The sequence below is a fragment of the Tsuneonella sp. CC-YZS046 genome, assembly GCF_035581365.1.
GTDB lineage: Bacteria > Pseudomonadota > Alphaproteobacteria > Sphingomonadales > Sphingomonadaceae > JAWKXU01.
This window is the reverse complement of sequence record NZ_CP141590.1, coordinates 2,280,365-2,303,979: the sequence shown is the minus strand read 5'-3', so window position 1 is coordinate 2,303,979 and position 23,615 is coordinate 2,280,365. Positions and strand designations below refer to the sequence as shown.

Genomic DNA, 23,615 nt, shown 5'->3' with positions numbered 1-23,615 from the left:
GGTCTGGAGCAGGTGATGGAAACAGCGGAGAAAGCCTGGCGGCCGGCTGCCAGCGTCATTTACAGCGATCTCGATGATGGGGCGGCGCTGCTCGACACCACGAAGAACGTATATTACTCGCTGGCAGGCACCGGCTATTTCCTGTGGGGCGAATTACTCAAGGGCGCGGATTTTTCCGCGCTCTGTTCGGCGCTTACCGGCGCATTCGAGGTAAGCCCGGATGTGGCCGAAGCCGATGTCGCCGATTGGATCGGCGCGATGGCGGGCGCTGGCCTGATCGAAGAGCGCGAACATGCCTGAACTGCACCGCCCGGCGTTGCTGTCGTTGCTCTGGCGCGAAAAGTGGCTGCTGGGGCTAGCGTTCTGCTATCTTTGGCAAGCCCGCATTCTTCTGAGCCTGAAGGGTTTCGGCGATCCGAGAGAAGGCTGTGCCGCAACGGCTCGGGAAGCACAGGCTCCGACCGCCCTTGCGCGCCGGATTGCCTGGTCGGTCGATCAGGCCGCGCGTTTCGTCTTGCGGCCGACTTGCCTTGTCCGCGCCATGGCCGGGCAACGGATGCTGGCATTGAAGGGCCATGGCTCTGAAATCCATGTCGGCGTGCGCAAGACCGCGGACAAACCCTTCGACGCCCATGCCTGGCTCATCAGCGGCGATGAGATCGTGCTGGGCGGCACGCAAACCGAGCTTGCCGCGTTTTCGCCCTTGATCGGAGCGCGGTGAATGAGCGGGGTCTGCGGCATCCTGACCCCGGCTTCCGATCGGTCGACGCTTTCCTGCCAGGTGCAGGCCGGGCTTGATGCCATGGCGCATCGCGGCCCGGACGGATTCTCGCTATATCCGGGCGATACCGTTGTGCTGGGCCACGGCCTGTTCGACACCGGCTGCAATGGCATGCATATCGACCGGGACGGTTACGTGCTGAGCTTCGATGGCCGCCTCGACAATCGGGATGCATTGCTGGCCGCGCTGCGCGATAGCGGGGCATCTCCGGATTTCGAATGGCGGCATTGCCACGACAAGGTGCTGCTGCTGGCCGCCTACCGGCATTTCGGCGATGGTCTGCCGGCTCTGCTGCGCGGCGATTTCGCCTTCGCGATATGGGACCCGTCCAGGGCCGGGCTGTTCCTCTGCAGGGATCACTTTGGCGTGAAGCCCCTGTTCTGGCGTCAGGCGGCGGGGGCATTCCATTTCGCTTCGGAGATCAAGGGGCTGCAGGCCATGGCCCAGGCGCCGTTCGACGTTAGGGAACAGACCATTGCCGGTTTCGTGGATGGCGACCGTGGCGGACACCGGCCGGAACTCACTGCCTTCGAAGGGGTGTATCGATTGCTGCCGGGCCATCATGGCTGGGCCGATCGAAATGGCTTCAAGGTCACACGCTACTGGTCGCTGAATCCCGGTTTGCCGGTTCGCCGGCGTGACGCGGCGGCCGATTTCAGGACCCTGTTCAGGCAGGCCGTCGACCGGCGGCTGCGCACGACGCGGCCGTTGGGCGCGCTGTTGAGCGGCGGTCTGGATTCCTCGTCCATCGTCTCGGTGATCGGATCGGGCCAGGCCGATCGGAAGCTGGGCGATGTCCCGGTGTTCTCATTGGTGTTCGACGGGGGAGTGGACGAATCCGAATACATCGCGGCAGTGGAAGACAGGTTCGGTTTTCATGCCCATCGTGTGGATGGGTCGGGCATTTCCGCCTTTGACGATTGCGACGCGATCGTTGCGGAGCAGGACCAGCCGATCCTGGGTCCGAACATGGCCACGTTGCGATATTTCATACGCACCATTTCGCAGCAGAGCGATGTTCGCATCCTGCTGGATGGCAATGGCGGTGACGAAGTCGTGTCATACGGCAATAGCATCTTTCAGGAGCTTGCGGAAAGCGGCCGCTGGCTGCGGCTTTGGCGGGAATTGGGCGCTTCGGAGGATTTGCGGCCCGAGCGCGGCAAGCGGTTCTGGCGGCTGGTCCGCCGATGGGGGCTGCGGGGCTGGCGCCGCCGGGCGGGCTGGCTGCTCAAGCGGAAGCGCCGGGTGGATGACCCCGTCCGTTATGCGCCCGATGGTCGCCCGCGTCCCACCGAGCAGGCCGCGCACCTCAGCAAGCTGTCCGCTCCGTTGTTCGCGCATGCGCTGGAAGCGCTCGATCACAATGCCGCTGCGGCGGGGGTCGAGATCCGCATGCCATTCATGGATGTCGATCTAGTGAGCTTTTGCGTTACGGTTCCGGCCAGCGAGAAATGGGCGAACGGAGTTTCCCGGTTGATCCTGCGCAAGGCGATGGCTGGCCTGCTGCCGCCCGCCGTCGCCACGCGGTTAGACAAGTTCGATTTTACCGACCGCATCCGCAGTTCGATGCTGGCCCGGCATGGTGAACTGGTCGAGCGGAGTCTTCAGGCCGATGCCGGGGAATTGGCGCGTTTCGCCGACATGGATGGCCTGCGGGCAAGCTGGCGGACACTGCGGCAGGAAGGAACTCTCGAAGGTGCGAAGTTCCAGCAGATCTGGCGGGCGGTGGTGTTGGGGCGTTGGCTCGAACACCAGCGCGGCCTGATGCCCTATGCATTCCATCAACATCTGCCCGAGGCGGCGGAATGAGTGGGGCCGGCTTTCATTTCCGTGCCTATGGGCTGACGATCGGCTCGGATTTCGAGGTGCTCGAAGCCGAGGCCGTTGTGCCGTCCAGGCCGGAGCTGACGATAAGGCGGGCTGATATTCCCGGCTCCGTCTTTCGCTTCGACGATTTCCGGAACTACCGGATCACTCCGGACGGCGATTTGATCGAGTTTCAGGATGTGGGACGCTTCCTGGTGCGCAATCCCACTGCGATTGAAGTCGATGTCGAACCGCAATTCGACCGTCGCCTGATCGGCATGCCGCTGCTGGGCCCGGTTTTCTCCGTTCTGCTGCACCGCCAGGGATTGCTGGTGCTGCACGGCAGCGCCGTGATGATCGGCGGCACGGCCCATGTTTTCCTGGGGGACAAGGGTTCGGGCAAATCCACCACGGCGGCGGCGCTGATCGCATCCGGATTTCCGCTGATTTCCGACGATGTCGTGGCGATAGAGCGGCTTTCTTCGGGGCAGCTTGTCGTGCGCCCCGGCTATCCCGCGATGAAGCTGGACAAGCACATGTTTTCATCCTTCCCGAAAGGATCATACACTGTGCTGCAGCCCGATGACGGTTGCTATACGGCAGGCAAGTCTCGCGTTCGCCTGAAGGCGCGGATGCCGCGAGCGGCGGTTCCGCTGGGCAGGATACACTGCCTTGCGCGGGGAACCCGCAATGCAATTAGGCCATTGAGCCAGCCCGAGAAGCTCCATGCGCTGATCCGCTTTTCCCATTATCCGAGGCTGGGGCCGGCTGCCAATGTTCCGGCGCAGACCGCGCGGCTGTTCGCTCGCGCGGCGGCGTTGGCGCTGCATATCGATGCGGATATTCTCACCGTGAAGCACAGCCTGGAGGAAATTTCCCAATTGGGCCCCTTCCTCGCATGCGAGACAGAAAATGCCCGCGCTTTCACCTGAGCCGCTGCGCATCGCGCGTCTGATCGCGCTGGTAAGGCGGGAAACCGGACGGGATTTCGACAAGGCAGTGCTCCTGCAGACGATCGGATCGCTGACCGAAGCCTTGTCTGTTGCGCTGCTGATTCCGCTGCTGCATGTGATGGGCAAGGGCGCCGTGCCCCTGACCATACCCCTGGTCGGAATCCGGTTCACGCCGTCGCTGCCGCTGGTGCTGGGGGCGTTTGTCGTGCTGATCGTGCTGCGCTCCCTGGCGCTGGAGCGCAAGGAAGCCTTCAATGCAAGAGTGACCTTCGGCTTTGCCGAACGGATGAGCGCACGGCTGTTCGCCGCGCTGGCGGCCACGCGCTGGTCCGCCGTAAGCAATTGGCGAACCGCCGACATGACGCATGTGGTGACGGGAGACAGCGACCGGCTGCTGCAGACCATCAATCTTCTGCTTTCCTTCATGCAATCGCTGGCGATGGCCGCGATTCTGACCTGCCTGTCATTGTTCCTGTCATGGCAGATGACTTTGCTGGCCATGGGGGTCGGGCTGGTACTTCTGCTGATAACGCTGCCCGGCCGCGGTCAGACCCTCCAGAAAGGCCGCCGGCTGGTCGAGGCGCGCCAGACGCAGTTCCGGATCACCGACGAATTCTTCAACGGCCTGCGCACTGCCAAGGCCTTCGGGCTGGAGGACCGGCATGTCGGAGCGATGAAAGATATCCTGCGCGAGATACGCAACGGCAACGTCGGGTTCGTGGTCGTGCGGGCGCGCAGCACGACGATCTATCAGGTGTCGACCGCCATCGCGCTGGCTGGCTTCGTCTGGTTCGCGCTGAGTTATGCCGGGCTTGGGCTGGCCAAGATCGTGGCGCTTCTGTTCCTGTATATGCGCCTCGCCCCCCGGATCGTCACCTTGCATACCTCGCTGCAGGAATTGCTGACCCAGATCGGCGGCGTGGAAGCCATGTTCGGGGCCTTGCATGCGGCGGAAAGCAATGCCGAGCAGAACCCGCAACAATGTCTGCCGACGCCGCGTTTGCGCCGCTGCCTGCGCCTTCGGGATGTCAGCTACCGCTATCAGGATGCGAACAAGAACGCGCTCAGCCATATCGATGTGACCATCCCGGCCCACTCCATAACCGCGCTGGTCGGCCCGACCGGCAGCGGCAAGTCGACCCTGGTCGATCTCATTCTCGGCCTGATCGAGCCGGATGAAGGCGAAATCGCGGTGGACGATGACGTGCTGGAGGTCGGCAATTGCCAGGGGTGGCGCGGGCGGGTGGCCTATGTTCCGCAGGAAACCTTCCTGTTCAACGCGACCATCGCCGAGAACCTGCGGTTGGCCCGGCAGGAAGCAACCGACTCCGAACTTTGGGCCGCGCTGCAGATTGCCGATGCTGCGACTTTCGTGAGGATGCTTCCCGGTGGGCTGGAACATCGCATCGGCGACCGGGGACGGGGCCTTTCGGGGGGCGAGCGCCAGCGCATTGCCATTGCCCGCGCCTTGCTGCGCAAACCGGATCTGCTCATTCTCGATGAAGCCACCAGCGCGCTCGATGCGTTGAGCCAGCGGCGGGTCGCCCAGGCGATTGCCGGCTTGCGCGACAGCATGACGGTGGTCGCGGTGGCGCACCGGCCGTCCATGGTCAGCTTCGCCGATCATGTTATCGTGCTGGAGAATGGCGAAGTGACCGCCGCAGGCTCTCTGGACGCGATGATCGCCAGCGAATCCGGCCATATCAGAGAAGTCATCGACGCCGAGGGCGATTTCGCCTATAGCGCTACTTGATCGGCAGGGGCGCCAGTTCAAGAGGAAAGTCGCACCGCCGTAGAGGAGCGGTGCCGAATGTCAGATCAGTCGAAGCTGGAGGATGCCCCGGACGATCGTCCGGACGTTTACCAAGGCTTTGCAAATTCGGCGCATAAGGACGGGCAGGAACCGGACGGAGACTCCCCAATGCCTGCACCCGCCACCCAGTCTTCGGTCCGCCAGAGCCAGTTGGGCGCGCCGCCTATCCATTGGGGATGGTGGGGCATCGGCCTGGTCTTCAGCCTGGCCTTGTGGTGGCTGATTGCGGCCCTGTCCGGTTGGATTTGACGTCCGGTTGGGTTTGCGCCTCGCCTCAATGAACCGCTTCGGCGCGTTTCACGCCGGATGCTTCGAGTTGTTCATCTATATCCTTCAGCAGGAGCTTGAGCGTTTCCTGATCCGGCGCTTCGGCGCGGGCCACCAGCACTTCCTGGGTGTTGGAAGCGCGCAGCAGCCACCATCCGTTCCGGGTGCTGACCCGCGCGCCGTCAGTACGGTCCACATCGGCTCCGCTCTCTTCGAGGCGTTGCAGAACTTCGTCGATCACCGCGAACTTGCGATCCGCATCCACGTCGAACCGCATTTCTGGGGTGTTGACCATCGACGGCATGGCCGATTTCAGGGCGGTGAGCGAGCCGCCCAGCATGTCGATCGCTTCGATCGAGCGCAAGGCTGCGTAGATCGCGTCATCAAAGCCGTACCAGCGGTCGCCGAAGAAGATATGGCCGCTCATTTCCCCGGCCAGCGGACTGCCGGTTTCCTTCATCTTGGTCTTGATAAGGCTGTGTCCGGTCTTCCACATCAGCGGTTGCGCGCCCAGTTCGGCCAGCCGATCGTATAGCGCCTGGCTGGCCTTGACGTCGCCGATGATGGTGGCGCCGGGGTGGCGTTGCAGTACGGGCTCGGCCAGGATGGACAGCAGCTGATCGCCCCACACGACCCGGCCCAGCGAATCCACCGCGCCGATGCGGTCCCCGTCGCCATCGAACGCGAAGCCGAATTCCAGCTCCTTGCCCGCGACCAGCTTCTGGAGGTCGGCAAGGTTGTGCTCTTCGGTGGGGTCTGGATGATGATTGGGGAAACGGCCGTCTATTTCCGTGTAGAGCAGGTGATGCTCGCCGGGCAGCACTTCGGCCAGCCGTTCGATGATGCGGCCGGCCGCGCCATTGCCGGCATCCCAGGCCATGCGGTGCGGCTTGAAGGAAAGCCCCTGCAGGAGACGGTCGAGATAGGCGTCCTCGATGTCGTGGGAGATGATTTCGCCTTCCCCGCTCTCCCAGTCTCCGGCGGCGGCCACGCGGCCCAGCAGCTGGATGTCCTCGCCGAAGAAGCTGGCATGGTTCATGACCATCTTGAAACCGTTGTATTCGGCCGGGTTATGGCTGCCGGTCACCTGGATGCCGGCATCCACCGGCAGTTCGGCTTCGGCGTAATACAGCATCGGCGTCGGCCCCAGCCCTACTTCGATGACGCTGCAGCCGGTTTGCGTCAGGCCCCTGGTAAGGGCGGCCGCCAGCAGCGGCGAAGTCAGCCTGCCATCGTAGCCCAGCGCTACCCGGGTGCCGCCGCGCCTGCGCAGGATCGATCCGAACGACCGGCCGATCGCCCAGGCATCGGTTTCGTCGATGGTCTGACCCACAATGCCGCGGATGTCGTATTCGCGGAGGGCGGAAAGATTGAAATTGTGGGTCAAGGGATTCCTCTGCAAAAGCGCGACGGGCGAAGGCTGGGGGGAAGTGACCTTCGCCCGGCGCGGAGTGCTACGTTCAGTAGCAGCCGCGCGAACTGAGAATGGCCGGAACCGTCTGGAAACAGATGGATACGTTCAATGCGAGCGATTGCCGCCGGGCATAGAAGGAATCCAGCCTGACCCGCCGGGCATAGGACACGTCGTTCCGCCCGCTCACCTGCCACAGGCCGGTAAGCCCCGGGCGCACGGTGCAATAGGCTGCAAAGCGCGGGCCGTAGCGAACGATTTCGCCCTGGACGATCGGGCGTGGCCCGACGATGCTCATATGGCCGATCAGCACGTTGAACAGCTGGGGCAGCTCATCCAGGCTCGTCCTGCGAAGGAAGCCGCCGATCGCCGTTATCCGGGGATCGTATCTGAGCTTCTGGTCCCTTTCCCATTCGAGCCGGGCTTCTTCCGATTCCGCCAGCAGCCGTTCGAGCTGCTGCTGCGCGTCCGGCACCATGGTGCGGAACTTGAGGCAGGGGAACAACTGGCCATCGCGCCCGACGCGCTGCTGGCAGAACAGCCCCGGCCCGGAGCTGGTCGCCTTGACCAGCAGGAAGACGGTCATCATCAAGGGAAGGAAAAGAATGATCGCGACCAGGGAAACCAGGATGTCGAAGCCTCGCACGGCCCATGCGGACGAGATACTGGCTTCCTGCGCCGCCATCTGGCTGGGCAACTTCCTGGGCGTGGCGATGAGGACTTCCGGCGCGATCTTCGCGGCCATGGTGTGAGGCTGCATTGAAATCCTGGGAGAGACTGGTTCGGACCAGCTGTCCTGCTGGGCTAGAATAGCCTTGAGCGGCTCCCGGCTGCCGCTGGAATACGATTCGAGAACTGGCATAAAAATTCTCCAAACCGGATAAAAATGCCACTGCCGTCAAAATTAACGGCGCTGCCCCCGGGCACCACTCGACTACCCCCTTCGAATCCTTACATGGTGAAGATTATCCTACCTCCAACTCAGGTCAATCAAAAAATTGTGCGTCGCATCATTGGTGCAAAAAGGGACAGTATTGCAGCCCTATTATCCTTCGCATGTGCAAAAAATAAGACATTCCGAAGGCAGTCGCAGGGGCAGTCGCCCAATATTTATAACGCAGTGCAGCATTGCCGCGTTGCGCAGCAAGGCAATGCATCATGAGAGAGAAGGCGATTGAGAGCAGACCCGGGAGTGCAGCCTATATGGTTATCTAGAAAAGCCGTTCGGACACACGAATGGTATCGCCCGGCTGCACGGGCGTGCTTCCCTCCAGGCGGTAGGCCACTTCGTCTCCGCCCGACTTGTGGCGGATGTATATCCTCTTCTTATCCGCGCGATAGGTAAAGCCCCCGGCCCTCGCGACTGCGCTGAACACTGTAAGACCGTCGGCAAACTGATATTCGCCCGGTTTGGTGATCTCGCCGAGAATGTAATAGGGCCGGTAATTGGCCACTTCGACGGTTACACTGGGATTGTTGACGAAACCGTCGGCCAGCCCCGCGCTGATTTCCTTCTCGAATTCCTGCAGCGTCCTTCCGGCGGCGGAAACTTCTCCGAGCAACGGGAAAGCGACGTTGCCCTGGCCGTTCACCGGAAACTCCCCGGTAAGCCGTTCCTCCCCGTAAACCGTTACCTTCAGCTGATCGCCGATCCCCAGGCGATAGACCGCCTGTTCCGGCGCAAGGCTCAGGGTGGGCAGATTGGCGCTGGAAGCGCAACCCGCGAGAAGGATGGCAAAAGCGGCAGCTACGAATGTCTTTTTCATTATGAAGCTCCTGCTCAGTGAGGCATGCCGATGGGCTGGGCGGAACGGGCCACCAGCAAGGATGCGCCGGGTTCGGCCTGCCAGCATAGCGGATCGTCGGTGGCGACGCACTCTCCCGAGGCGGCCGTCATGTCGCCCAGATGCAGGGCGCCGCCGATCGGGATCAGGAAGGTGGGGCCGAAACCTTCGAGCGCCGGGATTTCCCCATGGCAGAAAGCGAGCCGGAAATACCGGCTGTCGACCAGCTGTTCGGTCTGCCTTCCCGTGACGTGCCGATGCAGGGAAGGCGGATAGGGCGCCGCCCGGGCGACCGCTACGGCATCGTCGAGATGCAGCTCGCGCGGGCGCCCGTAATCGTAGAGGCGATAGGTGACATCGCTGTTCTGCTGGACTTCGACCAGGGTGATTCCCGCGCCGATCGCATGGATCGTGCCCGCCGGAATATAGAAGAAATCCCCTGCCTGCACCGGCTTCCAGTCCATCAGTTGCTCGATTTCGCCACTGGATGCGGCCTGCCGCACTTCCCGGGCTGTCAGGCTTTGCTTCAGGCCGATGCCCAGGCAGGCGCCCGGTTCCGCTCCGGTCACGAACCAGCATTCCTCCTTGCCGCGCGGCAGGCCCCGCTCGTTTGCCTGAGCGTCGTTCGGGTGAACCTGGACCGACAGCTTCTCGCTGGTGAAGATATGCTTGACCAGCAGATCCTCGCCATCGGGGGGCGGGGGAAACCAGACCTCGCCGATCTTGCGCCCGCCGGTCGAAAAATGACCGGGCAGGTCCGTCCGCCCCCAGGGTTTCTCGACGAAAACGGTTTCGAGCTTCATGAACGCCCCTTTCGCGCTGCCGCTCGCGGAAGGGACATCTGCATTCCTACAGGCACGGACCTGTTCGATACTACCACGGGGTGACCTTGGCCCTCGATGAATCCTGATGAGGAAGGTAGCATAGTGATTGTGCGCCGCAATAATATTTTGCACCGCACAATTTATCCGCCGTGGAGCACCATTCGTCGTGGCTCGGCTGTCTGCGGGACTGCCATTGTCCAGCGGGCATGCCGTGCTAGAACGAAGCATTCCCCGGACCAGAAGGGCGCCGCGCGAAGGCCATGCAGCCGGTATTCAACCTGCACAATTTCTATGACGGGCTTCCCCTGGCGGTGCGCGAGGAATTCGATCGCTTCAGCCGCTATCGCAATCTCGAAGCGGGCGCGGTGGTGGTCCGCACGGGGGACCGCAGGGAAAGCCTGCATCAGCTGGTCGAAGGCCAGATAAAATATTGCTCCTTCGACCGGGCGGGGCGCGAAACGGTGTCGGCCACGATGAAGCCGGGCGACTGGATCGGCTTGTCCGAGGTCTTCGCGGGTATTCCCGCGCTGGTCGATGCGGTGGCCGTTACCCCCGCACGGCTCAGGACGATCGCCCGGCAGGATTTCGAATCCCTGCTGGATCGCCATCCGATCATCGCGCGCAAGCTGCTGCGCCTTTTCAGCCTGCGCTTCAGCATCATGTATCGCACCGCCCAGGACCGGCACCAGTTGACGCTGCGGGAGCGGCTGCTCAAGCTGCTTCATCTCCTGTCGTTCGAGGAGGATCGGGGCAGGGCGCCCGGCGATGCGATAATGATCCGGGCGTCCCAGGAAGATCTGGCCAAGATGCTCGCCGCTTCCCGTCAGACGCTCAACCGGCTGCTGCGCCAGTTCGAGCGGGAAGGGCTGGTGGAGTTGGGCTATCGCAGCATCCGCCTGCCCCGGCCGGAACGGCTGGAGCAGGATTACGCCGATCTGTTCGGAACGGGTGATGCGCCGGGCTTTTGAAGGGGCGACAGGCAAATTGTCGCCCATGCGACAATTTTTGCGCCGACTCCTGGGTTAGAAAGCAGCCAGCGAAGCAGGGCCGTGCAATGGCCCGCCACTGACGGAGGATGCCCAGCCATGCTGCTCGAGAAAGTCACCAGCGATTGCGCCCCGCTCGATCCCGCCGACGACGGCCGCCACCCGCTGCCGAATGAGCCGCTGGCCCGCGAATCGCTCGTTTTCTGCATCGAGTTGCCGGAGGAGCAGCTGGCGTTCTGGGTCTATCCGCGCGTGACGGGGGATGGGCTGGCCGGCGGCACGGTCTGCGCCTTCGGGCCGGCGGTGGAAGGCGGTTCGATCTTCGAGAGCTTTCGCAACATTCCCGTTCCCGATACCGCCGATTTCGTCGATTGGGACGCGGGCGGGGTGCGGCTCAAGCTGCCCGATCCGCTGCGCCGGGCCGAAGTGTCGTTCACCGGCGAGAGGATCAGCACCGAATTCACTTTCGACGCCATCCACCCGGCCTACAGCTACGCTTCCCATCCCGATGGCTGCCCGCCCTATTTCGCGCTCAACCGCTTCGAGCAGGGCGGCAAGGTCAAGGGCTGGATCAAGGTCGACGGCAGGGAATACCGCTTCGACGGGATCGGTCAGCGCGACCACAGCTGGGGCACCCGCAACTGGGGGGTGAATTACCATTACAAGTGGTTCCACGCCACGCGCGAGGACATGAGCGTCCACTTCTTCAAGATGGAATATCTCGGCCGCCACCTGATCCGGGGCTATGTCTTCAAGGACGGCCACATGTCCCAGATCACCGATGTGAACGTGATCGATTTCGAGCTGGACGCGGACATGATCCACAAGGCCATCGAAGTCTCGATCAAGGATCAGGCCGGGCGGACGACCCAGGTGACGGGCGCCTATTTCGGGCACCGCGTCTATCCGATCGACGAGCTGAACATCCTCAACGAGGTCGCGATGACCACGGTGATCGACGGCAGGCCGGCGGTGGGCTGGTGCGAGTTCTACTGGGACAGCCGCTATCTCGACCACATGAAGAAATTCCCCGAACTGCGCCGCTGACATGGCCGCCGCACCGCAGGATACGCGCCAGCAGCCGTCCGACGCCTTCATAGAGGATCTGCGCCGGCGCTATCCCACCGAGGCGGAGATCGACCGGGTGCTGACCCGCAAGATGCGCCAGCGGGGCGGGGTGCCGCACCAGCCGGTGACGCTGGCGCAATTGACGCAATCCCTCGAGAGCCTGCTGCGGCGGGAGCTGGACCAGCCCTTCACCATTGCCAACGCGCGGTGGATGACCGGCGGTTCCTCCAAGCTGCAAGCGGCTTTCGACCTGGAGTGGCATGGGGCGGCAGGTGACGAGCCGCTCCATGTCACTCCCATTGTCCTGCGGATGAGCCCGGCCGAATCCATCGTGGAAAGCTCGCGCCGCCGCGAGTTCGAGATGATCCGCGCGCTTTCGGGCCTGATCCCGGTGCCGGAGTGCTACTGGGAGGACGAGGACGCGGAAATCTTCCCCTATCCGGCGCTGGTGTTCGGCCTGGCGCCGGGCGTGGCGAAGCCGGCGTCTGACACGTCGCAGCAAGTGACCGGGCTGGGCATCAATTATGGCGAACGACTCCGCCCGGCGGTGACAGGGCAGTTCATGGAAGGGCTGGCCCGGTTCCACACCGCGGACATCGCGGCGATGCATCTGCCCTCCTTCGAGATCCCCCGCACCGGCACCAATGAAGGCATCCTGAAGCAGGTCGCGATGTGGCGGCGGATCTGGAGCGAGGACCGGGGCGAGGACGAGCCGTTGTTCACGCTCACCGCCAACTGGCTGGAAGACCATGCCCCGATGCTGGACCATGCCTCGATCATCCATGGCGATTGCCGCAGCGGCAATTTCCTGATCGACGAGGCGGATGGCCGCATCACCGCCTGGCTGGACTGGGAGCTGACCGTGATCGGGGACCGGCATCAGGACCTGACCTGGGCGACCTCGCTGGCCTATGCGCATACGGCGGAGGACGGGAAAACGCTGCTCGTCAACGGGATGCTGCCGATCGAGCAATTCTACGCCGCCTATGAAAAGGCCACGGGCCTGCCGGTCGACCAGTCCCGCATCCTTTATTACCGGGTCTATAATGCCTGGGTCGCGGCAATCGTCTGCGTGGCGACCGGCTATCGCGCGGCCAGGGGCGGCAAGTCGCATCAGGATGTGGTGCTGACCTGGCTCAACGGCATCGGCGGGATGCTGATGGCGCAGCTCCGGCATTCGCTGGCCGAGGCCATGGCCGCGCAGGGAGATGGCCGATGATCCCCGAAATCGACGTCCAGCTTGCCGCCGTCGCCAAGTCGCTGGCGGACAATGTCCTGCCGGCGGTGGACCCCGCCAATGCGATGGCGGTGGAGCAACTGCACCTCGCGCTGGCGACGCTGGCCATCGTGCGCCAGCGCCTGCCCGACCTCCACGCCTATCTGCGCCGCGATCTGGCAGACAATATTGCATTGGCCCGGCAGATCGGCGCGAATGCCGATACAATTGCCGATAGCGAAGCGGTGCTTGCCTCGCCCGAATCCAGCCCGCAGCGGATCGAGGCGCAGGTGCGCGCGCTCAAGGAAGCGATCGGCGCCGCGATCGACGAGGCGCGCGGCACCCCGGCCGAGGCGGCGGTGGCCGCCGCCGTGCTTGCCGCGCAGGGGCCGATGATCCTGCGGATGCGCGCCTGGGCGATCGGCATGGGCTTCGAGCCCGACCCTTCCCAGATTCCCGACCTGACCGAACTCCTTGAGGACAAGCAGCCATGATCGGCCTTGAAGACATCGAATATCACGTTCCCGAGGGGATCGATTACAAGTTCGCGGAAACCAATTATTTCATCGCGATGATTCCGGAAGAGCGCATTCTGGCGACGTTCTACACCGTGACGCGCAAGGCGGTGGGGGTGTGCCTGGTCGATGTCGCGATCTACGGCTGCCTGTCCGACAATCGCGGCGAGATGCTCTATTACGACAGCCAGCAGCAGCTACCCGCGCCGGAGCGCCTCTCCCGCTTCGAGACGCCCAACGGCATGAAGGTCCATGCCCACGACCCCCGCAATTATACGCTGGATTACGTCGGCTTCGACGATACCGAGGCGCATCTGGAGGTGCGCGGGCTGACCGAGCCGTTCGACATCAACGACCCCCGGCACAGCCCCCATGCCAAGCAGGATGCCAATGCGCGGGCCGAACAGTCCGGGCTGGGCACCGCCTACAGCAATCATTTCGACATGCCCTGCCACGTCACCGGCACGCTGCGGATCAGGGGCAAGGACTACAGGGTCGATTGCGTTTCCACCATGGACCATAGCTGGGGCGACCGCTGCGAGATCGGCCTGCGGTCGATGGCCTGGACCAACGCCAATTTCGGCGAGGATTACGGGCTGCACTGGATCAACAGCCTCGATTTCACGAAACCGGCGGGCGAGCAGGAAAAGCTCTCGCACGGCTATGTGTTCGAGAATGGCGAGCTGTATGGCCTCACCGACCTGCGGCTCAAGACCAACCGGCTCGGCTCCATCGCGGTCACCATCGACGCGGTCGCCACCGATGTGCGCGGCAAGCGGCATGTGCTGTATGGCTCCCCGCTCGTCGGCGCGCCGTGGTCCTGCTACACCAGCGTGATGCTCTATGTGGCGATGAGCCGCTGGATCACGGATGAAGGGCGGATCGGCCACGGCCTCAACATGGAGAACCATCCGCTGGACATGATGGCGCGGCTGCGCGGGCGGCGCTGGACCGCGGCGCCCGGCGCGATCTGCACCTGACGCGCGCAAGGCCTTTCCGCCCGGCCCGAAAATCGCCGCCCTGGCGAAAAACCTTTCCGGCCCGGGATACCGGCAGGGATTTTGTCATTATTCCATGGTAAGGCATTTCCATGGTCGATCATTCGTGATCGGTCGCCCGGAAATGCGACCTCGGAAGGTGCGAGCGTTTCCGCATGATGTGGAACGCTCAGGCGTTTCTGTGGTTCTCAAGAAGGGGACTGGCGGAGAAGCATGGCGTTTCGAAATACGGGTCGAAATACGGGCGATCCGAGCGGCCTTTGCCGGCGAGGGGTGGATTTCCCTGCGTCGGAGAGCATCCGGATCGAATCGAGGGAAAAAGTCGCATGAGCGGGATTGTTCCGGTTATCCTGTGCGGCGGCAGCGGCACCCGCCTCTGGCCTCGCAGCCGTGCGGCAAAGCCCAAGCCCTTCCTGCCGCTGGTCGGCGAAAGCACCCTGTTCGAGGCGACATTGCTGCGCTGCGCCGATTCGGCCCAATTCGCCCCGCCGCTGGTAGTGGCGGGCGCGGCCCATCTCGCCCATGTCGAAAGCCAGGCGCCCACGGCCCGCGTGATCGTGGAGCCGGAGGCGAAGAACACCGCCGCCGCCATTGCCCTTGCCGCGCTGCGCCTGCCGGGCGATGCGGTGATGCTGGTATGCCCCAGCGACCATCACATCGCGGATTGCGAGGCGTTCGCCCGCGCCGCCGCCGCCGCCGCCGATCTGGCCCGGGAAGGGTGGCTGGTCGCCTTCGGCATCGCCGCCAAATCGCCGGAGACGGGCTTCGGCTATATCAAGCGCGGCGAAGCGCTGGATGGCGGCTACCGCGTGGAACGCTTTGTCGAAAAGCCCGATCTCGCCACGGCCGAGAGCTTTCTGGCCGAGGGCGGCTACAGCTGGAACGGCGGGCTGTTCGCCTTCCGCGCCGACACTTATCTGGAAGAGCTTGAAACCCATCGCCCGGCATTGGCGCAGGCCGTGCGCGAGGCGGTGGAAAAGGGACGGGAGGATGACGCGCGGTTCCACCCGGATGCCGCCGCTTTTGCCCGGATCGAAGGCGAATCCGTCGATTATGCGGTGATGGAGGAAACCAGCCGCGCGGCCATGGTGCCCGCCGACATGGGCTGGTCGGATATCGGCAACTGGCCCGCCTTGCGCGATGCGCGCGGGGCGGATGCGGACGGCAATGTCGTGCATGGCCCCGCCGAGCTGGTCGACTGCCGCAATGTCATGGTGGAAAGCGACGGTCCGCGCGTGTCCGTGATCGGGCTGGACGATGTGGTGATCGTGGTGGACGGCGGAGAGGTCCTGGTCACCACCGCGGCCGGAGCGCAGAAGGTCGGCAAGCTTTCCGGGGCGGTCAATCAATGAGCGTGCTGCCGACCCGCATGGTGGAAAAGCCGTGGGGGATGGATGTGCTGCCCCCGCCGTTTCAGGCGCCCGAGGGGCAGCGGATCGGCGAAATCTGGTTCGAGCCGCCCGCCGAAATGCCCGAGCTGCTGGTGAAATATATCTTCGCCAGCGAGAAGCTGTCGGTCCAGACGCATCCTTCCGACACGCAGACCGAGGCGGCCGGCCTCGGCCGTCAGGGCAAGGAGGAATGCTGGCTGGTGATCGACGCGCAGCCCGGCGCGGCGCTGGGCATCGGCTTTGCAAGCGAAATCGGCGCGGAGGCGATGCGCGCGGCGGCATTGGACGGCAGCATCGAGCATCTGCTGGTCTGGCATCCGGTGCGTCCGGGCGATTTCTTCTACATTCCCGCCAATACGGTGCATGCCATCGGCGGCGGGGTGGGCCTGATCGAGGTCCAGCAGAACAGCGACATCACCTATCGCCTCTACGATTACGGGCGGCCGCGCGAATTGCATCTGGAAGAAGGGATAGCGGTGGCGAAAGGCGTGCCGCATGATCCGGCGCTACGCCGCCATCTGCCCGAGCATGGCAGCCTGGCGCTGGTCGATGGTCCGTATTTCCGGCTGGATCGGGTGGATAGCCCGCCCGATGCCGCGCTTGCCGCCCGCTATCCGGGCGAATTGCTGCTGATCCCGCGCTCCGGCGCGTTTCGGGTCAAGGGCGACAGGGTGGAGCCGGGCCAATGCGCGCTGGCTGGCGACCTCGCGGATGTGACCTTTGACGATGCCGGCTCCTGCCTGATCGCGCAGCCGGTCAAACCGGCGGGCTAGCGGTCAGATTTCCGGCAGGCGCTGCTCGGCAAAGCCCCATCCCGCCAGCCCCTTGCCTTCGGCGCGGCGCAGCAGTTCCTTCGCATCGCCGATGGAGAAGGGGTGGGCGTTCTTCTGGAATTTCAGCTCGTCCCATGTGATCGGCACGGCTACCGGCGCCTGGTTCCGGGACCGCGCGGAATAAGGGACCACGGCGGTCGATCCGCGCTGGTTGCGCAGCCAGTCGATGAAGATCTTCCCCTTGCGCTTGGCCTTGCTCATGGTGGCGGTGAAGCGGTCCGGCTCGGCCAGCGCCATGGCCTCGGCAAACCGGCGCGCGAAATCCTTGTGCGTTTCCCAATCATGGCCGCGCGTGAGCGGGACGATGACATGGACGCCCTTTCCGCCCGACAGCATGGCGAAGCTGGTAAGGCCGAGGCCGGTGAGACGGGTATGGATGTCGCTGGCCGCCTGCTTCACATCCCCGAAATCCAGCCCGACGTCGGGGTCGAGATCGAAGATCATCCGGTCCGGCGCTTCCACATCGTCGCTGCGGCTGCCCCAGGCATGGAATTCGATGGTGCCCATCTGGACGCAGGCCAGGATGCCCGCCGCATCCTCGATATAGATGTAATCCTCCGTGCCCCCGTCCTTCTCCGTGATCGGCACATGGTGGACATGCGGGCCGAACGATCCGCTGTCATGCTTCTGGAAGAAGCACTTCTTCGCCCGGCCCTGCGGGCAGCGGACCAGGCTGATCGGGCGGCGCGCGGCGAACGGCAGCATCAGCGGGGCGATGGCGGCGTAATAATCCGCCAGATCGCCCTTGGTCTGGCCGCTTTCGGGAAAGATCACGCGCTCGCGGCTGGAGATCGTCACATCGGCTTCCGGCTGCTCGGCCGGGAGCGTGTCGGGTTTCTCGGGCTTCACCTCGCTCACCTCCTTGTCGGGGCGCAGGCCGAGATAGCTGGCATGGCGGACCCGGCCTTCCGCCGTGAATTCCGCGAAGGCAATCTCCGCGACCAGCGCCGGGGCCAGCCAGGTGACGCCGCGCGCCTCGGTCCGCTCGACCTCCACCGGTGCGGTCTTGCGCTCCAGCCGCGTGAATTTCCCGGCGAGTTCCTCCATCGCATCGCTGTCGAAGCCGGTGCCGACCTTTCCCTTGTAGGCCAGCTTCCCGCCCTCGTTCTGTGCCAGCAGCAGCGAGGCGAAGACCCGCCCTTTCGCCTTGGAGCGGGAATAGCCCACGATCACGAATTCCTGCCGCCGCGTGCATTTGACCTTGGTCCAGGCCTTGGTCCGGACGCCGCGATAGGGGGCGTCGATCTTCTTGGAGATGATCCCCTCCTGCCCGGCGTCGCACATGGCGCGGAAAAGCTTCTCGCCCGCGCCGATGACATGGTCCGCCACATGGATCGGCGGTTCCGTCCCGGCCAGCAGCGCCTCGAGCCTCTCCTTGCGCTCGATGTTGGGCAGGGATGCCAGGTCCTCGCCATCGAGCTCGAGCAGGTCGAACGCATGGAAGGCGAGATGGTCGGCCTTGCCCTGCTGCCCGTGGCCGCGCTTCAGGATCGCCTGCAGCGAGGAGAAATCGGGGTTCCCGTCCCTGGCGTAGGCGACGATCTCCCCGTCGATCAGGCACGGCGGCAGGTCCAGTGCGGCAATGGCCTCTGCCAGCGGGCCGAACTTGGCGGTCCAATCCTTCCCGTTGCGGGTGTTGATGAGCACCTTGCCGCCAGCGACCGAGATCATGGCCCGGTAACCGTCGAACTTGATCTCGTGCATCCAGCCATTTCCGGCGGGGACGTTGTCGACCAGCGTGGCGAGTTGCGGTGTGCGGAACTTTGGCGGGGCTGAAGGCGCCTTGCGGCCCCCTCGGTTCCGCTTGGCCTGCCTTAGGTTCCGTTTTGCGGCCTTTGTCATCTGTTCGGCGAATGCGCCGGATTCCTTGCCTTGCAGCGAATATTCCCCGGCCCTGTCGGCCGCGATCTCATCCATCGAGCGGCCGGTCAGCACGCTGGTCAGGTTTCGTTCGACCAGCGCATCGCCTTCGCCCGCCTCGGCATCGGCGATCTTGCGCAGCAGCCAGTTCTCGCGCTTTTCTCCCGGTCTTCCCTTCATCCGGACCAGCAGCCATTCGCCCTTCATCCGCTCCCCATCCAGGGTGAAATGGAGATGGCCCTCGTCGATGTCGCTAGCGCTCTTGCCTTCGATCGGCGCCCAGGTTCCGCGGTCCCACAGCATCACGCTGCCGCCGCCGTATTCGCCCTTGGGAATGCTGCCCTCGAATTCCGCATAGGCGAGCGGATGGTCCTCGGTGCGCACGGCGAGCCGCTTGATGTCGGGATCGTTGGATGGCCCCTTGGTGACGGCCCAGCTTTTCAGCACGCCATCCACTTCCAGCCGGAAATCCCAATGCAGGCGGGTTGCGGCGTGCTTCTGGACGATGAAGCGATTGCCGCCGGTACTCGAAGCCTTCTTCCCGGCCGGTTCGGCGGTCTTCGCGAAATCCCGCTTGCGATTGTACTCCGCCAGGGGATCGGCCGCGCGGCTCATGCCCGCTTGCGGCGCGCGCCGCCTTTCCTCGCAGCAGGCTTTCCACCCTTGTCCTGCCCCACCGATTTCTTGAGCGCGGCCATCAGGTCGATGACGTTGGAGCCGCCCGATGGCGCCGGCTCCTCGACATCTTCCAGGATTTTCCTGCCCTTGGCTTTGGCTTTCTTGTCGATGAGCTTCCTGAGGGCGTCGACATAGCGGTCATGAAATTCGACCGGGTCGAAAGGCGCGGTCTTCTGCTCGATCAGGGCGCTGGCGAGATCCAGCAATTCCTTCTGCGGCTTGTCCTTGCCGATCTCCGAGAAATAGCTCTGCGCGCGCCTGACCTCGTCGGCGTAGCGCAGCACTTCCAGCACCAGCCCCTTGCCGCAGGGCTTGAGCGCAACGAGTTGTTCCCGCCCTCTTACAGAAAGCTGACCAAGGCCGACCTTGCGCGCCTGGCGCAAGGCCTCGCGCAGCACGATATAGGCTTCCTCGGCCAACTCATCGGCCGGCACCACGAAATAGGGCTTCTCGAAATAGAGCACGTCGATCTCGTGCTGCTCCACGAACTGGACGAGTTCGAGGGTCCGCTTGCTTTCGATCTTTGCCGCTTCGATCTCGTCGTCCTCGAGCAGCACATAATTCCCTTTCGAGACTTCGTAGCCCCGGATGATGTCGTCGCGATCCACGGGGCCGATGCCCTGGACGACTTTCTCATACGAAACCGGCTTGCCGCTCGGCTCGTGGATCTGCCGGAAGCTGATGGAGGCGCCCGATTTCACCGCCGGATAGATTTCCACCGGGATGGAAACCAGGGCGAGCCTGATCTGCCCCTGCCAATATGCGCGTGCGGCCATGCGATGCTCCCTTCGCAGGGTAAATCGCCCGGACGGCCCGGTAGGTTCCGGCAAAGCCCGTTTTTATCTCGCCTTCATCCGCTTCCAACCGCCCTTCAAGCAGGCGGCAGAAACAAATGCTGCTCCGCCTTCACCGTATCGCGCAGCCAGTTCATCATCGCGCGAACCTGCGGATAGGTGGAGGTTTCCTTGTGCGCCACCAGCCAGAAGCTGCGCAATATCCGCAATTCCGGCAATATGGGAGCGAGCGCCCGGTCCATCGCGCCGATGAAATGAGGAAGGACGCCGATGCCGGCGCCGGCCGCGATCATCCGGTGCTGGGCATTGATGCTGGAAGAACGGAGCATCACCGGGCCGGCATTGGGGATTTCGTCCAGATACCGCAATTCCGGCGCATAGACGATGTCCGGGACATAGCCGATGAGGCGATGCCCGGCGAGCGCTTCCCGCCGGTCGATCGGCCCCGCTTCGGCAAGATAGGCGTGGGAGGCATAGAGCCCGAGCGCATAATCGGTGAGCTTGCGGGTCACCAACGGCCCCTTGCGCGGCAGCGCCAGCAGCACGGCCAGGTCGGTTTCCCGCCTGGTCGGGTTGAGGAACCCGCTATTGGCGACCAGGTCCACCGAGACCGCTGGGTAGCGATCGGCGAAGTCCCGGATCCTGCGGGCCACGAACCAGCTGCCGAAACCTTCCGCGACACTGAGCCTCACAGTCCCGGTGAGATCGGCCGCCGCATCCCTCGCGCCGCCGACCTGCCGCGCCTCGACGGCGATGCGTTCCATCGCCCGCGCCTTCTGCAGCAGCCGTTCGCCGGCGGGCGTAAGGACAAAGCCGCTGGGCAGATGTTCGAACAGGCGCGCTTCGACCGCCCGCTCCAGCTTCTGGATGCGGCGGCCCACGGTGGTGGGATCGGTGCGCAGCAGGGCGCCCGCGCGCGCCAGCGTGCCATGTTCGGCCACGGCCAGGAAAAATGGCAGGTCACCCCAGTCCATCACCTGCATATATGCAGCCAGGCGCGGCGAATCTAGCGCTTGATCGCAGCGTTGCCCCATCCCATCTGCGCCGGAAGGCCGCATGAACAGGGTCTTGTGTGCTGGGACGGATGTATCGCCTCGGGCCGAGCGCCGCGATTGCGCCCCGAAAGCCCCGCTCTCGCTTGTCAGCGGGGCAGTGGACTGGCATGGGCAGGATCGCAGGAAGGCTGGAGAGAGTCGCTTCCAAATCGAAGCGGCGAATGGCGATGGATGCGCGGCCCAGGGTGCGCAGGTTGCCTTTTTCGGCGCTTGAACGGGATTTGCATTGGATGGCTGCGGTTCCCGGCAGCTTTTGGAACACGAGGAAGACGCTATGGCTACCGCTCTCGAATTGGACAGGAACGAAGTCGTTGACGAAATCGCCGCGCTGGTCGCGCGTTCGCGCGCCGCGCAGGAGCAGATCGCCAATTACACGCAGGAACAGGTCGATGCCCTGATCCGCGCCATGGTGTGGGCGGTCTGCAAGCCGGGCGTGAGCGAGGAAATCGCGCAGTTCACCGTCGAGGAAACCCAGCTCGGGAATTACGAGGGCAAGTTCCTCAAGATCGACCGCAAGACGCGCGCGACGCTGTATGACATCATCGACGACAAATCGGTGGGCATCATCGAGGAACTGCCGGAACGGAACATCGTCAAGATCGCGAAGCCGATGGGCGTGATCGGCGCGCTGTCGCCCTCGACCAATCCCGAGGCGACCCCGGTTATCAAGGCGATCTCCGCCGTGAAGGGCCGCAATTCGATCATCATCGCGCCGCACCCGCGCGCCAAGCTGACTAACAAGAAGATCGTTGACCTGATGCGCGACGCCATCGTCAAGATGGGCGCTCCGGCTGATCTGGTGCTGGGCATCGAGATCCCCTCGGTCGAGAAGACCAACGAACTGATGCGCCAGGTCGATCGCGTGCTGGCCACCGGCGGCGCGCCGATGGTGAAGGCCGCCTATTCCAGCGGCACCCCGGCCCTGGGCGTGGGGGTCGGCAATGCTGTGATTACCGTGGACGAAACCGCCAACCTCGACGACGCGGCCGAGAAGATCCGCATTTCCAAGACGCTGGACAATGCGGCGTCCTGCTCGTCCGACAACTCGGTCATCCTGCTGGATGCGATCTATGACGAGATGCTGGAGAAGCTGAAGGCGCAGGGCGGCTATGTCGTCAATGCGGACGAGAAGGCCAAGCTGCAGGGCGCGATCTGGGAAGACGGCCATATTAACGCGAAGATCGTGGCCCAGCCGGCCCAGTTCATCGCCAATTACGCGGGCTTCCAGGTTCCGGACGAAGTGAAGTTCTTCATCGTGCCCGAAACCGGCGCGGGCCCGGATTATCCGTTCTCCGGCGAGAAGATGACCGTTACCATGGCGCTTTACCGCGCCAGGGACATCGACGAGGCGATCGCGCTGACCAATGCGATCCAGTCCTATCAGGGGCAGGGCCACAGCTGCGGCATCTATTCCAATTCCGACGAGAACATCATGAAGCTGGCCTTCGGCACCAAGACCAGCCGCGTGATGGTCAACCAGCCGCAGGCGCCGTCCAACTCCGGCAATCTCTGGAACGGGATGCGCCAGACCTTCTCGCTGGGCTGCGGCTCGTGGGGCGGCAACGGCACCAACAACAATATTTCCTGGCGCGACCTCATCAACGAAACCTGGGTGTCGAAGCCGCTGGCCCAGCCCAAGGTTCTGCCGAGCGATGAGGAGCTGTTCGGCAAGGAGATCATGGAAAAGATCTGATCTTCGAGAGTTCCTTCCATGGCGGCCCGCTGTTCCGGCGGGCCGTTCGCTCATGAAAGGAGTTGGCCCATGATGCCCATACGCTACGCCGCTTTCCTGCTTGTTTCTCTTGCCCTCACCGCCTGCTCGTCGAAGCCGGCCGAGGAGGCGAGTGAAAAGGAAAAGGCCGAAAGCGAGATCGCGCCGCCGCCCTCGCCCGTGGGCGAGGCACCGGCCACGCCGGCCAGCCAGGACGGCGCCAGCGAGATTCCGGTTTCGATCCAGGGGCGTTGGGGCCTGGTTTCCGCGGATTGCACGTCCACTCGCGGGGACGCCAAGGGGCTGCTGGTGATCGCGCCCGCCAAGCTCACTTTCTACGAATCCGTCGGCACGCTCGGCGCCGTCAAGGAACGCACCGACACCCGCATCCGGGCCAGCTTCAGCTTCACCGGCGAGGGCATGGAATGGACCCGCGAAATGGTTCTCGAGACGGAAAATGGCGGAAAGTCGCTGGTGCGGCAGGAATTCGGGCATGATGCGATGCCCGGCCCGCTCAAATATGCGCGTTGTCCATAAGTAAGGAGGATGTCGATGGCTAGATTTCTGCCCGCGTTTTCGCTTTGCGCCCTGCCGCTTGCGGCCTGCGCCGCCGCTCCCGAAAAGGAAGTTGCGCCAGCCTCGCCACCGCCCGCCGTGTGCGATGCCGAGCCTGCGCAAAGCCATATCGGCCATACCGCGACCGCGGAGTCCGGGGCGGTGCTGCTGCGGATCACCGGGGCGCGGCAATTGCGCTGGGCGCCGCCCGGAGGCGCCCTGACAATGGATTTCCGGCCGGATCGGCTTACGGTGGGCTATGACCGCAACATGGCGATAACGACCATCGCATGCGGCTGACACGGCTGCGTTCGAG

24 protein-coding genes are annotated in these 23,615 nt (G+C 64.0%); 17 read left to right on the top strand and 7 right to left on the bottom strand.

Features of this window, described 5'->3' with window-relative positions; translation table 11 throughout:
* Positions 1 to 15 precede the first annotated feature (15 nt).
* The 6 genes from U8326_RS11305 to U8326_RS11280 are packed head-to-tail and all read left to right on the top strand — an operon-like array spanning position 16 to position 5,602.
* Complete coding sequence (locus U8326_RS11305; RefSeq protein ID WP_324740388.1) at positions 16 to 300, top strand: PqqD family protein; 285 nt, start codon at positions 16 to 18, stop codon at positions 298 to 300.
* Complete coding sequence (locus tag U8326_RS11300) at positions 293 to 721, top strand: lasso peptide biosynthesis B2 protein (protein ID WP_324740387.1); 429 nt, start codon at positions 293 to 295, stop codon at positions 719 to 721. Before U8326_RS11305 ends, U8326_RS11300 begins: the two co-directional genes overlap by 8 nt.
* Positions 722 to 2,590 (top strand): asparagine synthase-related protein, encoded by a 1,869-nt coding sequence (locus tag U8326_RS11295; protein WP_324740386.1) that lies wholly within the window; start codon positions 722 to 724, stop codon positions 2,588 to 2,590. It begins immediately after the preceding gene.
* Positions 2,587 to 3,519 (top strand): hypothetical protein, encoded by a 933-nt coding sequence (locus U8326_RS11290; protein WP_324740385.1) that lies wholly within the window; start codon positions 2,587 to 2,589, stop codon positions 3,517 to 3,519. Before U8326_RS11295 ends, U8326_RS11290 begins: the two co-directional genes overlap by 4 nt.
* Complete coding sequence (locus U8326_RS11285; protein WP_324740384.1) at positions 3,500 to 5,293, top strand: ABC transporter ATP-binding protein; 1,794 nt, start codon at positions 3,500 to 3,502, stop codon at positions 5,291 to 5,293. The genes U8326_RS11290 and U8326_RS11285 overlap by 20 nt, the downstream gene beginning before the upstream one ends.
* Positions 5,294 to 5,350: 57 nt before the next feature.
* Positions 5,351 to 5,602, top strand: a complete 252-nt coding sequence (locus U8326_RS11280; protein ID WP_324740382.1) for a hypothetical protein — start codon at positions 5,351 to 5,353, stop codon at positions 5,600 to 5,602.
* Positions 5,603 to 5,627: 25 nt separating this feature from the next.
* Here the strand turns inward: U8326_RS11280 and pgmG are convergent, their stop codons facing one another.
* Both pgmG and U8326_RS11270 read right to left on the bottom strand, forming a co-directional pair.
* A complete protein-coding gene (gene pgmG / locus U8326_RS11275) occupies positions 5,628 to 7,007 on the bottom strand; it encodes a phosphoglucomutase/phosphomannomutase PgmG (protein WP_324740381.1) in 1,380 nt (459 codons plus the stop codon).
* 73 nt (positions 7,008 to 7,080) lie between these two features.
* On the bottom strand, positions 7,081 to 7,620 hold the full coding sequence (locus U8326_RS11270) for a sugar transferase (protein ID WP_324740380.1): 540 nt from the start codon (positions 7,618 to 7,620) through the stop codon (positions 7,081 to 7,083).
* A gap of 40 nt (positions 7,621 to 7,660) precedes the next feature.
* On the opposite strand from U8326_RS11270, the gene U8326_RS11265 reads away from it, so the two are divergent.
* The gene (locus U8326_RS11265) at positions 7,661 to 7,783 is read left to right on the top strand and encodes a hypothetical protein (protein WP_324740379.1); all 123 of its coding nucleotides are present in this window, start codon (positions 7,661 to 7,663) and stop codon (positions 7,781 to 7,783) included.
* A 459-nt stretch (positions 7,784 to 8,242) separates the two neighbouring features.
* On the opposite strand, the gene U8326_RS11260 is transcribed toward U8326_RS11265, so the two are convergent.
* Positions 8,243 to 8,797, bottom strand: coding sequence for a polysaccharide biosynthesis/export family protein (locus tag U8326_RS11260; protein ID WP_324740378.1), 555 nt, complete (start codon positions 8,795 to 8,797; stop codon positions 8,243 to 8,245).
* A 14-nt stretch (positions 8,798 to 8,811) separates the two neighbouring features.
* The gene (locus U8326_RS11255) at positions 8,812 to 9,618 is read right to left on the bottom strand and encodes a class I mannose-6-phosphate isomerase (RefSeq protein WP_324740377.1); all 807 of its coding nucleotides are present in this window, start codon (positions 9,616 to 9,618) and stop codon (positions 8,812 to 8,814) included.
* A gap of 281 nt (positions 9,619 to 9,899) precedes the next feature.
* On the opposite strand from U8326_RS11255, the gene U8326_RS11250 reads away from it, so the two are divergent.
* From U8326_RS11250 to U8326_RS11220, 7 genes are all read left to right on the top strand, one after another.
* Positions 9,900 to 10,607, top strand: coding sequence for a Crp/Fnr family transcriptional regulator (locus U8326_RS11250; protein ID WP_324740376.1), 708 nt, complete (start codon positions 9,900 to 9,902; stop codon positions 10,605 to 10,607).
* 117 nt (positions 10,608 to 10,724) lie between these two features.
* Positions 10,725 to 11,672: a DUF7064 domain-containing protein gene (locus U8326_RS11245; protein WP_324740375.1), complete on the top strand. Its 948-nt coding sequence runs from the start codon at positions 10,725 to 10,727 to the stop codon at positions 11,670 to 11,672.
* A gap of 1 nt (position 11,673) precedes the next feature.
* The gene (locus U8326_RS11240; RefSeq protein WP_324740374.1) at positions 11,674 to 12,912 is read left to right on the top strand and encodes a phosphotransferase family protein; all 1,239 of its coding nucleotides are present in this window, start codon (positions 11,674 to 11,676) and stop codon (positions 12,910 to 12,912) included.
* A complete protein-coding gene (locus U8326_RS11235; protein ID WP_324740373.1) occupies positions 12,909 to 13,403 on the top strand; it encodes a hypothetical protein in 495 nt (164 codons plus the stop codon). The genes U8326_RS11240 and U8326_RS11235 overlap by 4 nt, the downstream gene beginning before the upstream one ends.
* Positions 13,400 to 14,404: a DUF7065 domain-containing protein gene (locus tag U8326_RS11230; protein ID WP_324740372.1), complete on the top strand. Its 1,005-nt coding sequence runs from the start codon at positions 13,400 to 13,402 to the stop codon at positions 14,402 to 14,404. The genes U8326_RS11235 and U8326_RS11230 overlap by 4 nt, the downstream gene beginning before the upstream one ends.
* A 344-nt stretch (positions 14,405 to 14,748) precedes the next feature.
* Positions 14,749 to 15,774, top strand: coding sequence for a mannose-1-phosphate guanylyltransferase (locus U8326_RS11225; protein ID WP_324740370.1), 1,026 nt, complete (start codon positions 14,749 to 14,751; stop codon positions 15,772 to 15,774).
* A complete protein-coding gene (locus tag U8326_RS11220; RefSeq protein ID WP_324740369.1) occupies positions 15,771 to 16,586 on the top strand; it encodes a class I mannose-6-phosphate isomerase in 816 nt (271 codons plus the stop codon). Before U8326_RS11225 ends, U8326_RS11220 begins: the two co-directional genes overlap by 4 nt.
* Positions 16,587 to 16,589: 3 nt before the next feature.
* Here the strand turns inward: U8326_RS11220 and ligD are convergent, their stop codons facing one another.
* From ligD to U8326_RS11205, 3 genes are all read right to left on the bottom strand, one after another.
* On the bottom strand, positions 16,590 to 19,121 hold the full coding sequence (gene ligD / locus U8326_RS11215; protein ID WP_324740368.1) for a DNA ligase D: 2,532 nt from the start codon (positions 19,119 to 19,121) through the stop codon (positions 16,590 to 16,592).
* Positions 19,118 to 19,960 carry a Ku protein gene (locus U8326_RS11210; RefSeq protein ID WP_324740367.1) on the bottom strand — a complete coding sequence of 281 codons (843 nt, stop codon included), beginning with the start codon at positions 19,958 to 19,960 and terminating at the stop codon, positions 19,118 to 19,120. The genes ligD and U8326_RS11210 overlap by 4 nt, the downstream gene beginning before the upstream one ends.
* A gap of 95 nt (positions 19,961 to 20,055) precedes the next feature.
* On the bottom strand, positions 20,056 to 20,952 hold the full coding sequence (locus U8326_RS11205) for a LysR family transcriptional regulator (RefSeq protein WP_324740366.1): 897 nt from the start codon (positions 20,950 to 20,952) through the stop codon (positions 20,056 to 20,058).
* A 355-nt stretch (positions 20,953 to 21,307) separates the two neighbouring features.
* Between U8326_RS11205 and U8326_RS11200 the strand changes: the two genes are divergently transcribed.
* The 3 genes from U8326_RS11200 to U8326_RS11190 all read left to right on the top strand — a co-directional run bounded on the left by U8326_RS11200 (position 21,308) and on the right by U8326_RS11190 (position 23,599).
* Entirely contained in the window at positions 21,308 to 22,726 is a 1,419-nt protein-coding gene (locus U8326_RS11200) for an aldehyde dehydrogenase family protein (protein ID WP_324740364.1), read from the top strand.
* Between the two features lie 69 nt (positions 22,727 to 22,795).
* Positions 22,796 to 23,281 carry a hypothetical protein gene (locus U8326_RS11195; protein WP_324740362.1) on the top strand — a complete coding sequence of 162 codons (486 nt, stop codon included), beginning with the start codon at positions 22,796 to 22,798 and terminating at the stop codon, positions 23,279 to 23,281.
* A 15-nt stretch (positions 23,282 to 23,296) separates the two neighbouring features.
* Positions 23,297 to 23,599 (top strand): I78 family peptidase inhibitor, encoded by a 303-nt coding sequence (locus U8326_RS11190; RefSeq protein WP_324740361.1) that lies wholly within the window; start codon positions 23,297 to 23,299, stop codon positions 23,597 to 23,599.
* The last annotated feature ends 16 nt before the right edge of the window (positions 23,600 to 23,615 follow it).

What these genes read in the sequence shown, in the direction of transcription:
- U8326_RS11195 (WP_324740362.1), top strand. Translation starts at nt 22,796, where the DNA reads ATGATGCCCATACGCTACGCCGCTTTCCTGCTTGTTTCTCTTGCCCTC.
- U8326_RS11305 (WP_324740388.1), top strand. Translation starts at nt 16, where the DNA reads ATGGAAACAGCGGAGAAAGCCTGGCGGCCGGCTGCCAGCGTCATTTAC.
- U8326_RS11255 (WP_324740377.1), bottom strand. Translation starts at nt 9,618, where the DNA reads ATGAAGCTCGAAACCGTTTTCGTCGAGAAACCCTGGGGGCGGACGGAC.
- U8326_RS11205 (WP_324740366.1), bottom strand. Translation starts at nt 20,952, where the DNA reads ATGGACTGGGGTGACCTGCCATTTTTCCTGGCCGTGGCCGAACATGGC.
- U8326_RS11260 (WP_324740378.1), bottom strand. Translation starts at nt 8,797, where the DNA reads ATGAAAAAGACATTCGTAGCTGCCGCTTTTGCCATCCTTCTCGCGGGT.
- U8326_RS11245 (WP_324740375.1), top strand. Translation starts at nt 10,725, where the DNA reads ATGCTGCTCGAGAAAGTCACCAGCGATTGCGCCCCGCTCGATCCCGCC.
- U8326_RS11220 (WP_324740369.1), top strand. Translation starts at nt 15,771, where the DNA reads ATGAGCGTGCTGCCGACCCGCATGGTGGAAAAGCCGTGGGGGATGGAT.
- U8326_RS11190 (WP_324740361.1), top strand. Translation starts at nt 23,297, where the DNA reads ATGGCTAGATTTCTGCCCGCGTTTTCGCTTTGCGCCCTGCCGCTTGCG.
- U8326_RS11300 (WP_324740387.1), top strand. Translation starts at nt 293, where the DNA reads ATGCCTGAACTGCACCGCCCGGCGTTGCTGTCGTTGCTCTGGCGCGAA.
- U8326_RS11280 (WP_324740382.1), top strand. Translation starts at nt 5,351, where the DNA reads ATGTCAGATCAGTCGAAGCTGGAGGATGCCCCGGACGATCGTCCGGAC.
- ligD (WP_324740368.1), bottom strand. Translation starts at nt 19,121, where the DNA reads ATGAGCCGCGCGGCCGATCCCCTGGCGGAGTACAATCGCAAGCGGGAT.
- U8326_RS11250 (WP_324740376.1), top strand. Translation starts at nt 9,900, where the DNA reads ATGCAGCCGGTATTCAACCTGCACAATTTCTATGACGGGCTTCCCCTG.
- U8326_RS11230 (WP_324740372.1), top strand. Translation starts at nt 13,400, where the DNA reads ATGATCGGCCTTGAAGACATCGAATATCACGTTCCCGAGGGGATCGAT.
- U8326_RS11265 (WP_324740379.1), top strand. Translation starts at nt 7,661, where the DNA reads ATGTCGAAGCCTCGCACGGCCCATGCGGACGAGATACTGGCTTCCTGC.
- U8326_RS11210 (WP_324740367.1), bottom strand. Translation starts at nt 19,960, where the DNA reads ATGGCCGCACGCGCATATTGGCAGGGGCAGATCAGGCTCGCCCTGGTT.
- U8326_RS11240 (WP_324740374.1), top strand. Translation starts at nt 11,674, where the DNA reads ATGGCCGCCGCACCGCAGGATACGCGCCAGCAGCCGTCCGACGCCTTC.
- U8326_RS11290 (WP_324740385.1), top strand. Translation starts at nt 2,587, where the DNA reads ATGAGTGGGGCCGGCTTTCATTTCCGTGCCTATGGGCTGACGATCGGC.
- U8326_RS11225 (WP_324740370.1), top strand. Translation starts at nt 14,749, where the DNA reads ATGAGCGGGATTGTTCCGGTTATCCTGTGCGGCGGCAGCGGCACCCGC.
- U8326_RS11295 (WP_324740386.1), top strand. Translation starts at nt 722, where the DNA reads ATGAGCGGGGTCTGCGGCATCCTGACCCCGGCTTCCGATCGGTCGACG.
- U8326_RS11285 (WP_324740384.1), top strand. Translation starts at nt 3,500, where the DNA reads ATGCCCGCGCTTTCACCTGAGCCGCTGCGCATCGCGCGTCTGATCGCG.
- U8326_RS11200 (WP_324740364.1), top strand. Translation starts at nt 21,308, where the DNA reads ATGGCTACCGCTCTCGAATTGGACAGGAACGAAGTCGTTGACGAAATC.
- U8326_RS11235 (WP_324740373.1), top strand. Translation starts at nt 12,909, where the DNA reads ATGATCCCCGAAATCGACGTCCAGCTTGCCGCCGTCGCCAAGTCGCTG.
- U8326_RS11270 (WP_324740380.1), bottom strand. Translation starts at nt 7,620, where the DNA reads ATGATGACCGTCTTCCTGCTGGTCAAGGCGACCAGCTCCGGGCCGGGG.